The sequence below is a fragment of the Stenotrophomonas sp. JC08 genome, assembly GCF_052180205.1.
Lineage (GTDB): Bacteria > Pseudomonadota > Gammaproteobacteria > Xanthomonadales > Xanthomonadaceae > Stenotrophomonas.
On the sequence record NZ_CP197473.1, the window covers coordinates 117,994 to 132,632 of the forward strand.

Genomic DNA, 14,639 nt, shown 5'->3' on the forward strand with positions numbered 1-14,639 from the left:
TCACAGCCAGTCGCGCGGCACCAGGTAGTCGGCCAGGCGCGCTTCGTCGCTGCCGGTTTCCGGCTGGAATCCGTATTCCCAGCGCACCCGCGGCGGCAGGCTCATCAGGATGCTTTCACTGCGGCCGCCGCTCTGCAGCCCGAACAGCGTGCCGCGGTCGTAGACCAGGTTGAACTCCACGTAGCGACCGCGCCGGTACAACTGGAACTCGCGCTCGCGCTCGCCATAGGGCGTGTCCTTGCGGCGCTCGACAATCGGCAGGTAGGCGTCGAGGAAACCGTCACCCACTGCCCGCATATAGGCAAAATCGGCGTCGAAATCGCCTTGCAGGTCGTCGAAAAACAGCCCGCCGACACCGCGCGTCTCATTGCGGTGCTTCAGGAAGAAATACTCGTCGCACCAGCGCTTGTGCTCGGCATAACGGCTTTCGCCATAGGGCGCGCACAGCGCATGGGCCACGCGATGCCAGTGCTGCACATCTTCGTCAAAGGGGTAGAACGGCGTCAGGTCGAAACCGCCGCCGAACCATGCGGCGACCTTCTCGCCGTCACGTTCGGCCTGGAAGTAGCGCACGTTGGCGTGGGTGGTGGGCAGATACGGATTGCGCGGGTGGAATACCAGCGAGACGCCACATGCACGCCACGAGGCACCGGCCAGTTCCGGGCGGTTGGCCGAGGCCGACGGCGGCAGCCGGGTGCCGGCGACATCGGAAAAGCCGATGCCGGCCTGCTCGAATACCGCCCCGTCGCGCAGGATGCGGGTGCGCCCACCGCCGCCCAGAGTGGGGCTGCTGTCGGCGGGGGCGCGTTGCCAGCGGTCTTCGACGAAACGGGCCTGGCCATCGGCCTGTTCGATGGCGCTGCAGATGCGGTCCTGCAGATCGGTGAGGTAGTCGCGTACGCGTTCGAATTCGTTCATGCGGATACTTTAGCGCAGGCCTGCAGGGCGGTTCAGTGGAACTGCCGGCGGATCTCCGGCCGGCGCAGCTTCACCACCAGCCAGCCGTGCAGGATCGCGAACGCCACGGCGCTGATGCCGGCGGTCAGCAGCGCGCTCCACTGGCTGAAGCGCAGTTGCGCACGCATTTCATGGCCTTGCGGCGAATCGAGGAATTCCGCCGGCACGATCGTGTAGAGACCGTTGAACAGCTCCTGGATCAACGGCAGGAAGGCGAAGTTGGCCAGCGCGACCAGCACCAGGAAGATGATGAAGCCGGTGCGGCCCCATTCCCGGCGGCGCAGCAGTCCCCATGACACCGCGACAAAGGCGAGCGAAGTCCCCAGCAGCAGAAAGGACAGTGACAGCGCATGTTGCGCGGCCCAGTGCAGTGCGGCGGGAAACGGGATTTCCTGCTGCTGCATCCAGGCGCTGAGGTCAAACCGACGCAGTAGCGCGGCGAGCAGCAGCTGGAACACGCTCCACAGCACCGACAGCACGCCCAGCAGCAGCGACAGCTTTGCGGTCACGTCGATGAACGAGGTCGATGTGGCGGGCGCGGGGGAAAGCGGGGGCAGGACGGGTCGGGTCACGGTGATCGAGGTGGGCAAAGACGTCGCACTATCGCCTGCCGGGTGGAGGTTTGCCTACCGTTGCGCGGCCAGTGCGCGTACAGCGGCCGGCAGGATATGGCGGCCGCTGAGCGGCGCCAGCGGCACGCCATGTGGGGACTGCAGTGGAATCCACGCCAGTTCGGCGATCTCGGCCTGCACCTGCGGCGTGCCGGTGACTGCCACCAGGAAAGCCTCGCCCTGCACGCGCCGGCCGGGTTCGTTCACCGCGTTCTCTTCGAAGACACCCAGTGGCCGGGCGCTGGCGGTATCCATGCGTACACCCAGTTCCTCATGCAGCTCGCGCGCCAGCGTCTGCAGCGCCTCCTCGCCGGCTTCGCGCTTGCCGCCGGGCTGGATGAAGGTGTCCGAGCCGTGCTTGCGCACCACCAGCACGCGGCCGGTGTCGTCGAGGATCACCGCGGTGACGATGCGGATGGGAGACATGGCAGGCGGCTCATTGGCGGACATGCGTGGCGTTCCTTGCGGGCCGGGTCTGCATTTTTACCGCACATCGCCGCCATGCGTCAGCAAGGCGGCGTATGGACAGGCGGGGAGGTCACCAGCCGCCGATGAGGCGGGCGCCGCTGATCCCGAACATTGCCCAGAACAGCAGCGAGACCAGCGCCACCGGAATCGTGCCGAGCCAGCCGACCAGCAGCAGGGCCAGCCCGCCACCGGTATTGCCGCGGGTGATGACGATGATGCCGATGATGATGGCGCAGGCAAAGGCGAGCACCCAGCCGAGAACGCCGAGGATCGGAACCAGGCCGATGCCCCAGCCGCAAAACACCAGCATCCAGCCCTTTTTCAGCAAGGGGGCGGTGGTGATCTTGCTGGCTTCGAGGTGAAGCTGCTTTCCCCTGATGATGTGTTCCAGCGCCTGCTCGTTATCCATCGAGTTTTCCCCTGAATTGGTCATGAAAGTGGATGCGGCCATTCATTGCGGATCGATGACAAGCTACTTCTTGCCCTTGAACAAGCCATCGAGCAGCCGGTCGACTGCGCGGCTGCCCACCTCGGCGGGCAGGCTCTGACCAGTCTGTTCACCGGTATAGCCAGCAGCCGAACGCGGCACATTGGTAAAGGCCACCGGGTAGGTGTTGATTTTACGAATGCGCCCCTGGCCTTCATCCTGATATTGGCCGAACGAGGCATTCACGTCGAAGGCGGTGCCTGGCGTCTGGCCATCGCGCATTGAGCGTATGGCGATAAAAGTTACACTGTTGGACTGCCCCGGAGCCAGCAACTGATTCGTACTGGCGCGGCCTGATGTTGCGATGGGGATGCCCTTGACGCCTTCCTTTGCATAAACGCCCGAGTGCTCGTTGCGCAGGTTGTACTGATAACCATTGTTGTCCGTCAGCGCGTAGGAGCGCTCTTCATAATTGAGCGCCATGGGGCTGTTGCCGGTGTTCGTCAACGTCATGACAACCGTCACCGCAATGTGGCGGGGTGCATAGCCGGTTGCAGCGCCGACGCGCAGCGAGGCAATGTGGGCTTGGACCTTGCCTGCTTGCGATACTCCCGGCTGAGTGTCGGGCAACGGACTATCGCAGCGCTGCTGCAAGGTCTGAAGTTGTGCACGCAGCTGCGCATTCTCCTGCTGTAGCTGGGAAACGTTCTGCGCGGAGGCCGGCAAGGCGCTGCCGATGGCCGTTGCCAACAGCAACGTGGTGGGCAGTTTGGTTTTCATCGTGGTTTCCCCTGATCAGCCAAAGGCCGCCGCCGCTGCGGCCGCCGCGTCGTCATGATTGCTTTCCGCCGGCGGTGTAGCCGCCGGCACGCTGCCATCCGGGCCGTACTCGGCCAGCACGCGCCCGGAACGGTCGGTGATCTGCACGCGGGTGACCACTGCGTTGATCTTCTGCGCGTTGAGATCGGCCGACTGGGCGAAGAAATAGATTTTCAGGTGCGGCTTGCGGTCCCATTTGCCGCGCATCGATTCCATTTCGCGGGCGATGGCTTCGTCGGCAACCGGCGCAAACGCCAGCTGGTCGCGGTTGATCCAAGTGTAGGTGTACTGCGAGGCGTCGCTGAAATAGCGGCTGATGCTGCGGCTGAATTCGCCGACCGGGAAGCCCTTGCGCTGGAAGTCGTAGCTTTCCAGTTGGGCGTCATCCAGACCCACCCACGCATACGGCTGTGCGGCGGCCTGGGTGATGTTCTGTTCCAGCTGCGGCTGGATTGCCTTCAGCAGGTCGCTCTTGCGGAAGGCGTCATTGGTCTGCCGGTATTCGCGGGAATACACCTCGGCCATCTTTTCGAAATCCGGCGGCAGCTTGGAGGCCGCGGCATACAGGAACATCACCTGCTGCCCGCTGTCGAGTTCGGGATAGCTGGACAAGGGCTTGTTGGTGTCCGGCTTGGGCAGCGCGTCCTGCTTTGCGGTTTCCGCGCCCTTTTCCTTTGCGGCTTCAAGCAGGCTGCCGGCGGGCGGGGCATCGTTGTTGCCGTCGTCGTTCTTCTTGCCGCCACAGGCGGCCAGCAGCAGTGCGGTTGCCAGTGCGGTGATGTGCAGGGCGGTTTTGGTCATCGCTTGTCTCCGGTGTTATGACTGGGTTTGAAGGGGATCAGAAGAGCGGCTCGTTCCAGCTGCTGACATGGCCATTCAGGAGATGGACCTGTCCGTTCTGCAGGCCATTGGTGTAAGCCATGATGGTCAGCGTCTGGCTGGCGGCCTGGTTGTTGCGGTTGCCGGTCGTTGGCTTGCCCAGCAGTTCGCGTACTTCCTGCTCGGTCATGCCTTTGCGCAGGCGCTTCCATTTCTCGGGGTCTTGCCATGCCTCGGCAGCGCCGGGCGTGCCGTTGGATGACCGGCCTTCAAGTGCAGCCACCCGCGCTTCGAGGGCGGCGAGGCGTTGCAGCACCGCGCTGTTGTCCTGCTGTGCGGCGGCGTTGAAGGCAGTGGCCGACAGCAGCGTGACGGCGATCGCCATGCGGGCGATGGGGATGTGCTTCATGGTCTTTATTCCTGGGGAATGGCGGTATCGGCGGGCGGGAACACGGTGCGCTTGAGACCGAAGGCCGCCAGCGCCAGGGCGGTGAGCAGGCATAGCCACAGGCCGACGCCGGTGCCCAGCGTGTCCAGCAACCGTCCGGCGATGGCGCTGCCCATCCGTGCATCGAATTGACTGGCCTGCTGGGTGACCTTCCTGATCGCCCAGGCCACGTCCCAAAACGGCTTGGCGGTGGCCAGCAGCGGCAGCAGCAGCGCCAGCCAGGCAATGCGGCTGCGCCAGAACAACGGCAGCGCGCAGGCGAAGATGGCCAGCCACGGCAGGAAGCTGCCGCCAACCGAAGTGCCGAGCTGCTGGGACAGGTCCGACAGGCCGACAAGACTGAAAGAGCGGCCCTCGCCACCAAAGGGATGCTTGATTTTCAGGTAGGGCAGGAGCAGGGCCGATACCGCAAACACTGCGTACAGGCCCAGCACTGGCTTGCCCAGTCGCGACATCCCGCCTTGCAGGCCCCCGGCCGCACCGGGGGCGTTGGCCTTGAGCGTGCCAAGGGCGGCACCGCCCACGCCTCCCAGCCTGCCGGCCAGCTCGCTGGCCTTCTCTCTCAGCAGGACTTCCTCGCTGATCCGTGCCAGCGACTGCAGGCTGTCATCGGCCAGTTGCAGCTCCACGGTCTGGTTGACCCCCGGTGCGCTGTCGCTGCGCCATTGGCCGATGTCGAAGGCGAACTGCCGTTCGTTGGCGGACACCAGTCCTTTGCCATCGCTGGTGTTGTAGTGAATGATCTTTCCACGCATGGAGCACCTCGCTGTTTTCGTCACGGCATTGGCCGGTGGCGGCGACTGTTGGCGAAGTCAGAGGGTGTCGTCCCCATGCCGCACAAACGAAATTCAAACTTTTTGCATGTGCCTGATTCGTAATGGATATTTCGGATAAGGCAGGGGGCATGAGAGGAAAGCAATGGCAACGGATCGCGACGCAGGGGGTGCGCCGGAGGCGTATCGCTGGACCATCGGCAGGGCCGAATTCGATGAAGGGCGCTGGCAGCTGAGTGTTGGGGGACAGCTGGCCGAGCTGGAGCGCAAGCCGCTGGAGGTGCTGCAGTACCTGTTGCGTCATGCCGGAGAGGCGGTCACCAAGGAGGAGTTGCTGTCGGCCGTATGGGCCGGGCGAGTGGTGGTCGAGGCGGTGTTGACCAACGCGGTAGGCAAGCTGCGGCGGGCTCTGGGGGAGGATGCCGGCGCGATGATTGTCACCTTGCCCAAGGTGGGGTATCGGCTGGAAGGAAAGGTCGGCCGCCGGGCGGTGGAGTACATCCCGCTCGGCAGCCGGCTTGCGGCCGGCGACAGTGTGCCCCGCCGCAGCAACTGGCGACTGGAAGAGACGCTGGCCCGTGGCGGTGACGGCGAGGTATGGCTGGCCCGGCATGCCAAGACCGGCCAGGTGCGGGTTTTCAAGTTCAGCCTGGACGGCCAGCGGCTCAACGGACTCAAGCGTGAGGTCACCGTGGCGCGCCTGCTGGAGCAGGCATTGGGCCCGCACCGTGGGTTCGTAAGAGCCATTGACTGGGATTTTGAACAGGCACCTTATTTCATCGAGTTCGAATACGGCGGGGCCAGCCTGGATCGCTGGCAGGATGCGCAGGGACAAAACGTGGCAGCGCTGCCGCTGTCTGCGCGGTTGGCCCTGTTCTGTGAAGCGGCCGATGCCGTGGCCGAGGCGCACGGTGTGGGCGTGCTGCACAAGGATCTGAAGCCGGCAAACCTGCTACTGGAAGGAGAGCCGGGGACGCTGCAGGTGCGGGTGACCGACTTCGGCAGCAGCCGGATATTCGAGCCGGGCCTGCTGGAAGGCCTGGGTATCACCCGGCTGGGGCTGACCCAGACTCAGGCACTGTCCGATAGCGGCACACCGCTGTACCTCGCTCCGGAAGTGGTGGCGGGGCAGGCGCCTACCGTCAGGAGTGATGTCTACGCGCTGGGTGTCACGCTGTATCAGATGGTGGTGGGTGACTTCCGGCGTCCGCTTGCACCGGGCTGGGAAAGTGACATCGCGGACCCGTTGCTGCGGCAGGATATCGCCGACGCCGCCAACGGTGATCCTGGCAAGCGCTTGGAATCGGCCGCATTGCTGGCGGCCCGTATCCGTGACCTGTCAGGACGGCGCGAGAAGCAGGCGCTGGAAGATGCTGTCCGGGATCGTATCGTGCAAGGAGAGGAAAAGCTGAAGCGGTTGCGTGCACGTAGACCGTGGATGATCGCCGCGCTGATGATCCTCGGTAGCGCCTTGCTGTTGAGTGGCATCCTGTTGCAGCGCTCGCGTACTGCCGAGCAGCAGGCGGCCGAGCAGCGTGACAAGGCGCAGAAGCAGGCGATGCGCGCCGAATCCGTGGTGAAGTTCCTCAGCAATGACCTGATAGGTGCCGTGTCGCCGGGAGGAAGCGCCTTTGAAAAGGATCCGACCATCCGCGACCTGCTAGGAAAGGTCTCCACGGATCTTGGTGGGAAATTCAAGGACGATCCAGCCACGCAGGGAAGCGTGCATGCCGCACTGGGTGTGTCATGGCGAACCCTGGGTGATCGCGACAAAGGCGAAATCCATCTGCGTCAGGCCGTGCAGAGCTACGAGCAGGCATTCGGCGACAAGGATGAAACCACGCTGCGTGCGTGCTACGAACTTGTCGGCATGCTGGCCTACGCGCAGAAGTTCGACGAGGCCACTGCGTTGCTGGAAGACACCGATGTTCTGGCAGGTCCGCAACTTGCCGAAGATTCATTGATGACGCTGCGTGCGGCTTACCTGCGCGGTGTCCTGCTGACCCAGCGGCAGAAGGTCGCCGAGGCCGAGCCTGAGTTGCGGCGTGCGGACCAGTTGCAGCGTCAGCTGCTGCCGGATGACATGCAGCTTGCCTCAGGTATCCGCGTCAACCTGTCGGATGTGTATATGCGGCGGGACAAATTGCGCGAAGCCGAGGAGTTGCTGAAGGAGTCTCTGGATGATCCGAGATTCGATGTGGCCACGATTGGTGAGGTCTACCTCTCCGCGTTGCGGTTGAACCTGGCGCGTGCTCTGCGCAATCAGGGCAAATATGCCGAAGCGCTGCCGCTTGCGCAGGCGGCCCAACAGGCATCGGTACGGGTAATGGGGGAGAACAGCTGGCAGGCGCTGGTCCAGCTGTCAACGATCGCGAGCATCCTCGATGGTGCGGGAGATTGTCCCTCGGCTCTGGCCGCCATGCGCCGTGTTCATGCCGGCATGGTGGAGAGTTTTGGCGAGGCGAAGCAGGGCACGCTGGTGGAAGCCGGCAATCTGGCAACCAAGGAATACGCTTGCGGTGACCGGAGTGTGGCAATGCAGCTGTTGCGCAAGGTGATCGGAACGTTGCGCTCAGAGCACGGGCCGGACAATGTCCATACGCAGGTCTACAGCTTCGAGCTTGCGGGCATGCTGGCCGACGAACAGGAATATGACGAGGCTCTGGTGTTTCTGGACGGGCTGGATCCGGCAATGCTGATGGCCGGCGATAGTACTCCAGGGTGGGAGCATCGTTTGAATGCCCTGCGGGGCAAGGCCCTGATCCTGCGCGGCGACAAGGAGCAGGGGAAAGGGCTGCTCGCTCCCGCCCTGGAGAAGCTGGATGCATTGAATGTGGACGATGCGAAGGAACTGGCCGGGTTGCGTCAACTGCTGCGGAGCTGAGCTGTTGGCGAGGGCGGCCAATTCTTACGGCCGCCCTTGCCATGAGGCCTACTTCAGTTCCTGCTCGAACAGCTTGTAGATGCGCTTGTACTGGTCCAGCCAGGAGTCGGCGCGTGTGTAGCCGTGGCGCTCCAGCGGGTACGGGGCGATGGTCCAGTTGTCCTTGTGCAGTTCGATCAGTTTCTGGGTCAGGTTGATCGAATCCTGGAAGAACACGTTGTCGTCCATCATGCCGTGGGCGATCAGCAGGCTGTCCTGCAGGCCCTCGGCGTACTCGATCGGCGAGGAGATGCGGTACGCCTCCGGATCGATGTCCGGGGTGTTGAGGATGTTGCTGGTGTAGGCGTGGTTGTACTGGTGCCAGTCGACCACCGGGCGCAGCGCGGCACCGGCCTTGAACGTGCCCGGCGAGCGGAACAGTGCCATGAAGGTCATGAAGCCGCCGTAGGAGCCGCCGTAGATGCCGGCCTTGTCACGGTCGCCCTGCCTGGTTTCCACCAGCCAGTCCAGACCGTCCTTGTAGTCCTCCAGTTCCGGGTGGCCCATGTTGCGGTAGATGGCGGTGCGCCAGTCGCGGCCGTAACCGGCGCTGCCGCGGTAGTCCATGTCCAGCACGACGTAGCCCTGTTGCACCAGCAGGTTGTGAAACATCTGCTCGCGGAAATAGTTGGAGTAGCGCGCGTGCACGTTCTGCAGGTAGCCGGCGCCATGCACGAACATGGCGATCGGGTACTGCCTGCCCGGCTCCAGTGTTTCCGGGCCGTAGTACTTGGCCCAGACCGGCGCGGCACCATGTCTGGACGGCACCTGCACCATCTGTGGTTGCACCCATTCGCGTGCCTTGAACGCGGCGCTGCGGGTGTCGGTCAGCTGGCGGGCCTCGCCACCGCTGGCGGGCAGCACCGCGGCCTGCGCCGGCAGGTAAGGCGCGGAGTAGCGCACCAGCAGCTGTGCACCGTCCGGTGACAGGCTGAAGTCCTCCACGCCGTCCAGCGCGGTCACCTCACGCACCGTGCCGCCATTGGCCGCAACGGTGCAGACTTCGTAGTCGCCCGGCCACTTCTGGTTGCACAGGAAATAGAAGCTGCTGCCGTCGGCGCTGACTTCCGGTGAGGAAGCTTCCCACTTGCCGGCGGTGATCGCCTTGGGCTTGCCGCTGCCGGCCTGGGTGTACAGGTGCGAGTAGCCGGATTCCTCCGACAGCAGCCACAGCGTGCGGCCGTCGGGCATCCAGCCGTAGTCGTTGAAGCTCCAGTTGATCCAGGCGCCGTCGGTCAGCCGGTGGCGGTTTTCCAGCCTGGCGCGTGTGATGCCGGTGGTGGCGATCCAGCGGTCCTTGTTGTCGATCGCGCGCAGCATGATCGCCGCCTGGCTGCCATCGGCGTTCCAGCGGATGCCACCGCCCATGTATTCGCTCATCAGCGCCACCGGGCGGTTGCCCTTGAGCGGGTCCTTGCCGGCCTTGCTGCGCAGTTCGGCCAGCGGATCGGTGGTGATACCCGGCAGGTGGTCCAGCGCCAGCGCCTCGACCTTGCCGGTGATCGCATCGGCCAGCCAGAACGTGTGCGGCTCCGGGTTGTTGCGGCCGACGCGGGTGCGGGTGTCCTCGGCTTCCTCGTAACCGGATTCGGTCACATACAGCGGCATCTTGCCGCCGCGGCCTTCGTCATAGCCCTTGGCCTTGGTCACCACCACCAGATGGCGGGCATCGGGCGAAAGCACGCTGTCGACGATTTCCACGTCCGCGCCGAGGAAGACCGGTGCCGGTGCACGGGTCGGGTCGGCCTGGCGCCAGCGCTCACCCTGCTCGCGCAGTTCCTCGCGCTGGGCGCGGTCGTTGCGCAGCGTGGCCAAAGTGCGCAGCTGCTGGTCGCGCAGCACGTCGGCCTTGGGCGGATCGGCCGGGTTCTTTTCGGCTTTGAGCTGGGCGACCTGGCTGACCACGCTGCTGCGGGCGTTCCAGTGGTACCAGGTGTTGCCGACCTTCCAGATCACGCCGCCGTCGCTGGCGAAATTGACGCCGCTGGCGCGCTCGTTGCTGCGGGTCAGCTGGGTCAGCGCACCGCTGCGCAGGTCGCGCACGAACACGTCGCCATTGCGCACGAAGGCCATGCACTGGCGGCTGGCGTCATAGACCCGGCTGGCGGCATCGAGCGTGCCGCGCTGGTCGTCGGCGACCTGCTGGCCGATACCACCGGTCGTGGCCACGCGGAAGGTGTCGCGCACCGTGCTGCCCGCGCGCTTGAGTGTGTACTGCACCTGCCGGCCATCCCACGACCACCAGGCCGACTCCACCGGCGGCCCGATCCAGTCCGGATCGGCCATCGCCTGTTCGATCGTGATCGGCGTGGGTGCGGCGTCGGCGTTGCCGAAAGCGGTCAACAGCAGCAGGGACAGGGGCAGCAATCTGGGCATGTTCGGCACCGGTAAAAAGGTCCCGGCAAGCCTAGCAGTCCGGCCCCGGGCGGGGCTGGGCCACAGGTCATGATGCCGGGATCGGCAAGGTCCGGCCGTCCGCTGCCGCCGCCCGGCCAGCGGTGAACTTGCCAGCATGCCTGCGGGGGCCCAAGCTGGCCGCCCGCCCGGGCGCCTTGGATGCCGGGCCAGTTCTTGTGAGGTCGTTGCGGTCGCATGTCGGTGGTTCCTGAAACAGCGTTCCGTCCCTGCGCTTCCCTGCTTGCCGTTGGCGAGGACGGGCGCCCGCTCGCGCTGTCCGACGGGCTGCAGGTGGATCTGCATACCTTCCTGGCGCAGGTGCGCGGGGTGGCGGCGCAACTGCCCGAGGGCCGCCATGCGGTCAACCTGTGTGAGGACCGCTACCGGTTCCTGGTGGCGTTCTGCGCCGTCGCCCTGCGCGGGCAGGTGAACCTGCTGCCGGCCTCGCGCGCGCCGGCGGTGGTGGAGGACGTGCGGCAGCGTTATCGGCAGACCTACTGCATCGGCGACAGTGCGATGGCGGCGCTGCCACCCGATTGCCATGTGCTGCCGGCCGAGCTGCCGCAACTGCCCGGAGCCCGACCGCAGCTGGCCCACGACCAGCTGGTGGCGATCGGCTTCACCTCCGGCAGCACCGGCGTGCCCGGCGCCAACCCCAAGACCTGGGGCTCATTCCGGGCCAGTACCACGCAGAATCTGCAGGCATTGCGGGACCTGTGGGGCGATGCGCAGCCCTCGCTGGTGGCGACCGTGCCCTCGCAGCACATGTACGGCATGGAGATGGCGGTGCTGCTGCCGCTGCTGGCACCGGCCACGCTGCAGGCCGGACGGCCGTTCTTTCCGCAGGACGTGGCGCAGGCACTGGCCACGGTGCCGGCGCCACGGCTGCTGGTGACCACACCGGTGCACCTGAAGGCGCTGGTCGAATCGGGCGTTGTGCTGCCAGCGCTGGCCGGGATCGTCACCGCCACCGCCCCGCTGCCGCAGGAACTGGCCGCCACCGCCGAACAGCGTTTCGATACCGAAGTGCGCGAAGTGCTCGGTTCCACCGAAACCTGCATCTTCGCCCGCCGCCGTACCGCCCGTGACACCGCCTGGCAGCTGTTGCCGGGGGTGCGGCTGGAGCCGCAGCCGGACGGTACCCGGGTGCACGCGCCGCATCTGCCCGCGCCGGTGCTGCTGGCCGATCTGGGGGAGCTGCTGCCCGACGGCCGCTTCGTGCTGCGTGGGCGGCGTGCCGACCTGCTGGAAATCGCCGGCAAGCGGGCCTCGCTGGGCGACCTGACCCGCAAGCTGCAGGCGCTGGACGGTGTCGAGGATGCGGTGGTGCTGCAGCTGGCGCCGGAACCCGGGCATGCGGTGGGCCGCATCGCCGCGCTGGTGGTGGCGCCACAGCGCGAAGTGGCCGACCTGCTGCACGAACTGCGCGCGCTGATGGACCCGGTGTTCCTGCCGCGGCCGCTGCGCAAGGTCGAGGCATTGCCGCGCAACGAGACCGGCAAGCTGCCGCGCGAGGCGCTGCTGGCGCTGCTGCACGGGGATGAGTGATCGCGTGTCGCGCCCGCCGGCTCCCTGCGCTCCTCGCGGGGCGGTGGCCGGCGCACAACTCGCTGCGCTCGGACATGCGCGCCTCTGCGCCCCCGACACGCTGCGGTGCCCGGCTCGCTTTAGGGCAGGGAAGATCAACAGCCAGTTGCAACAGCCAAGTGCAACAGCAGGATCACGGGCAACCGCAACCAACCGCAACCGCAGCCGCACTCAGGCGTCGTGGACGCCGTCGATCTCCACCCGCAGGTTGGGCCGGCATACTTCGGCGTTGAGCACGATGTAGGGCACGCCAGCCGGCAATTGCGCGGCCAGTGCGGCGCGTACCGCCGGGATCTCCGCCGCATCGTGGACGTAGACCTTGAGCCGGCTGCCGCTGCCGAACCGGGCCGGCAGCGCCGGGCGATGCTGGCGGGCGGCACCGATCAGGGCCTCGAAGTTGGTGAAGGTTTCCTGCAGCTGGCGCAGCGTGCAGTCGCCGTGGCGGGTCTCATGGCCGACCACGCTGGCCGTTCCCGACAGCAGCAGTGGCAGCGCGGCATCGTCGGCGGCAAGCATGGCGCGGGCGAAGCTGGGCGATTGCGGGCCGTATTGACGTGGGTAGCGGTAGGCGCTGACCTGGCGCGGATTTTCCAGCGGCGTGCCGGGCTGGCGCGCAGCCATCCAGTAGACCTGCAGCACGCGCACGCCGTCGAGGCGGCCGATGGCGGTGGCCGCGGGCAGGGTGCGGGTGTCGATGGCGCCGATGCCGCGTGCACGGCCGACGCAGAAATCGCGGTAGCGCTCGCTGTCGCCTTCACCTTCGGTGATCGCGTCCAGATAGTTCCAGATCCGCAGCAGGTGCGGATAGCCGTGCCGTGGCAGCGCCGCCAGCAGGGTCGCGTAGGCGTGCTCGGCCGCGCCGCTGATGCCGCCGTGCGCGGCCTCCTCGATCTGCAGCGCGCCGAACAGCAGTGCGCCATCGCTGGCCCACGCCACGCCGTCGGCATCGCGCCCGCGCTGCACCGGATGCGGGCTGCGCCACACTTCCAGGGTGTCGGTGCCGTCGATCTGCAGGCCGACCTGCAGGTAGCGCGGATCATCGCTGGGTGGCTTGCCGCTGCCCGCGTGGAAACCGAAAACGGCCAGGACGTGGTCGTCGGCCAGCAGCGCCGGCAGGGTCGCGGGATCGGCGTAGTCCACCTGCAGGGCGGCCGACGGTGCCAATGAGGCGAGGGCGTTCATCGTCCGGCTCCGGCAGGGAAGGCGGGTCGCCCCTGCCGGGGCAGCTGCGGAGACGGACAGAAACACGGTGTGGAGGTCATTACGGAGCGGATCGGTGCTGCATGAGGGCGCCATGATACCGCGCACGCTGTACGGACCATGGTTGCGCTGGGCGCGGGGATGCCGGATCGTTGCCGCTTTCTTTGCTGTGGATGTGGAAATGTCGCAACAAACCGACGCCGAGCGCGAACTGGCCGCGCTGCTGGTCGAAAGCCTGAATCTGGAAGACCTGGAGCCGGCGCAGATCGACCCGGAAGCGGCGCTGTTCAATGATGGCCTGGGGCTGGATTCGATCGACGCGCTGGAGCTGGCGCTGGCGATCAGCAAGCGCTACGGCTTCCAGCTGCGCTCGGACAATGACGACAACCGCCGCATTTTCGCCTCGCTGCGGGCGCTGTCGGCGCATGTGCAGGCCAACAAGACGCTCTGAACGCGATGCATCCGGCCAGCCCTGAGCCCGGCCACGGGCCGCTGGCGCAGGTGATGCGCCTGCTGTTGCTGCTGGCCTATCCGGTGCTGTCGCACGTGGCCAGCCTGCGCGATGACGGCCTGTGGGCGGCTGCGGCGCTGGCCGGGCTGGTGCTGCTGTGCCTGCTGGAACCGCTGGCGCGGCGACGCGGATGGGCGTGGCTGGTGCTGGCGGGCGCGTTGCTGCTGCTGGGCTGGCTGGGCGGCTCGGTGTGGGCGTGGATGCTGCTGCTGGCACCGCCGGTGGTGTTTCCGCTGCTGGTGGCGTGGGGGTTCGGGCGTTCGCTGCGGCGCGGCCGCACGCCGTTGATCACCGCCATCATGCAGGCGCTGTACGCGCGCGCGGGCATGCCGGTGACGGCGGAACTCAAGCACTACACGCGCGGCCTGACTACGGCCTGGGTGGCGGTACTGGTGCTGCTGGCGGCGCTCAACCTGGCGCTGGCGATGAGCGCGGTGCCCGGCGGTCTGCTCGCGGCATTCGGTATCCAGCCATGGTGGCCGGTGACCCACGAGCAGTGGTCCTGGTGCGCCAACATCGCCAACTGGGGGCTGGTCGGCGGCTTTTTCGTGGTCGAATTCCTGGTGCGCGAGCGCCGCTTTCCACAGCGCCCGTACCGCAACGCGCTGGATTTCCTGCGCCAGCTCGGCCAGCTGGGACCGGCGTTCTGGCGCGACCTGCTGCGCTGAGCGCGGCGCCTGCCGCTATCCTGTGCGGCCC

At 66.4% G+C, this 14,639-nt stretch carries 14 protein-coding genes; 4 read left to right on the plus strand and 10 right to left on the minus strand.

The annotated features are described in order from the left end of the window. The 8 genes from hemF to ACSBPQ_RS00480 form a co-directional block, all read right to left on the minus strand. On the minus strand, positions 1 to 918 hold the full coding sequence (gene hemF, locus ACSBPQ_RS00445; RefSeq protein ID WP_442683130.1) for an oxygen-dependent coproporphyrinogen oxidase: 918 nt from the start codon (positions 916 to 918) through the stop codon (positions 1 to 3). Between the two features lie 32 nt (positions 919 to 950). Further along, positions 951 to 1,529, minus strand: a complete 579-nt coding sequence (locus tag ACSBPQ_RS00450) for a hypothetical protein (protein WP_442683131.1) — start codon at positions 1,527 to 1,529, stop codon at positions 951 to 953. 54 nt (positions 1,530 to 1,583) lie between these two features. Further along, positions 1,584 to 1,994 (minus strand): NUDIX hydrolase, encoded by a 411-nt coding sequence (locus ACSBPQ_RS00455; protein ID WP_442683132.1) that lies wholly within the window; start codon positions 1,992 to 1,994, stop codon positions 1,584 to 1,586. Between the two features lie 112 nt (positions 1,995 to 2,106). Beyond that, the gene (locus ACSBPQ_RS00460) at positions 2,107 to 2,469 is read right to left on the minus strand and encodes a hypothetical protein (protein ID WP_442683133.1); all 363 of its coding nucleotides are present in this window, start codon (positions 2,467 to 2,469) and stop codon (positions 2,107 to 2,109) included. Positions 2,470 to 2,508: 39 nt separating this feature from the next. Beyond that, positions 2,509 to 3,243 (minus strand): hypothetical protein, encoded by a 735-nt coding sequence (locus ACSBPQ_RS00465; RefSeq protein WP_442683134.1) that lies wholly within the window; start codon positions 3,241 to 3,243, stop codon positions 2,509 to 2,511. Positions 3,244 to 3,258: 15 nt separating this feature from the next. Further along, entirely contained in the window at positions 3,259 to 4,083 is an 825-nt protein-coding gene (locus ACSBPQ_RS00470; RefSeq protein WP_442683135.1) for a hypothetical protein, read from the minus strand. Between the two features lie 37 nt (positions 4,084 to 4,120). Continuing rightward, the gene (bamE, locus tag ACSBPQ_RS00475; RefSeq protein ID WP_442683136.1) at positions 4,121 to 4,486 is read right to left on the minus strand and encodes an outer membrane protein assembly factor BamE domain-containing protein; all 366 of its coding nucleotides are present in this window, start codon (positions 4,484 to 4,486) and stop codon (positions 4,121 to 4,123) included. 29 nt (positions 4,487 to 4,515) lie between these two features. Then, the gene (locus ACSBPQ_RS00480) at positions 4,516 to 5,304 is read right to left on the minus strand and encodes a hypothetical protein (protein WP_442683137.1); all 789 of its coding nucleotides are present in this window, start codon (positions 5,302 to 5,304) and stop codon (positions 4,516 to 4,518) included. Between the two features lie 163 nt (positions 5,305 to 5,467). Here ACSBPQ_RS00480 and ACSBPQ_RS00485 point away from each other — a divergent pair, with 163 nt between their 5' ends. Next, positions 5,468 to 8,206: a protein kinase domain-containing protein gene (locus ACSBPQ_RS00485; protein WP_442683138.1), complete on the plus strand. Its 2,739-nt coding sequence runs from the start codon at positions 5,468 to 5,470 to the stop codon at positions 8,204 to 8,206. 48 nt (positions 8,207 to 8,254) lie between these two features. Here the strand turns inward: ACSBPQ_RS00485 and ACSBPQ_RS00490 are convergent, their stop codons facing one another. Next, positions 8,255 to 10,621, minus strand: coding sequence for a S9 family peptidase (locus tag ACSBPQ_RS00490; protein WP_442683139.1), 2,367 nt, complete (start codon positions 10,619 to 10,621; stop codon positions 8,255 to 8,257). 216 nt (positions 10,622 to 10,837) lie between these two features. Here ACSBPQ_RS00490 and ACSBPQ_RS00495 point away from each other — a divergent pair, with 216 nt between their 5' ends. Next, entirely contained in the window at positions 10,838 to 12,190 is a 1,353-nt protein-coding gene (locus ACSBPQ_RS00495) for an AMP-binding protein (RefSeq protein WP_442683140.1), read from the plus strand. A 210-nt stretch (positions 12,191 to 12,400) separates the two neighbouring features. On the opposite strand, the gene ACSBPQ_RS00500 is transcribed toward ACSBPQ_RS00495, so the two are convergent. Further along, complete coding sequence (locus ACSBPQ_RS00500; RefSeq protein WP_442683141.1) at positions 12,401 to 13,411, minus strand: chorismate transformation enzyme, FkbO/Hyg5 family; 1,011 nt, start codon at positions 13,409 to 13,411, stop codon at positions 12,401 to 12,403. 199 nt (positions 13,412 to 13,610) lie between these two features. On the opposite strand from ACSBPQ_RS00500, the gene ACSBPQ_RS00505 reads away from it, so the two are divergent. Both ACSBPQ_RS00505 and ACSBPQ_RS00510 read left to right on the plus strand, forming a co-directional pair. Then, entirely contained in the window at positions 13,611 to 13,880 is a 270-nt protein-coding gene (locus tag ACSBPQ_RS00505; RefSeq protein ID WP_442683142.1) for a phosphopantetheine-binding protein, read from the plus strand. A gap of 5 nt (positions 13,881 to 13,885) precedes the next feature. Then, positions 13,886 to 14,608, plus strand: a complete 723-nt coding sequence (locus tag ACSBPQ_RS00510) for a ketosynthase (protein ID WP_442683143.1) — start codon at positions 13,886 to 13,888, stop codon at positions 14,606 to 14,608. The last annotated feature ends 31 nt before the right edge of the window (positions 14,609 to 14,639 follow it).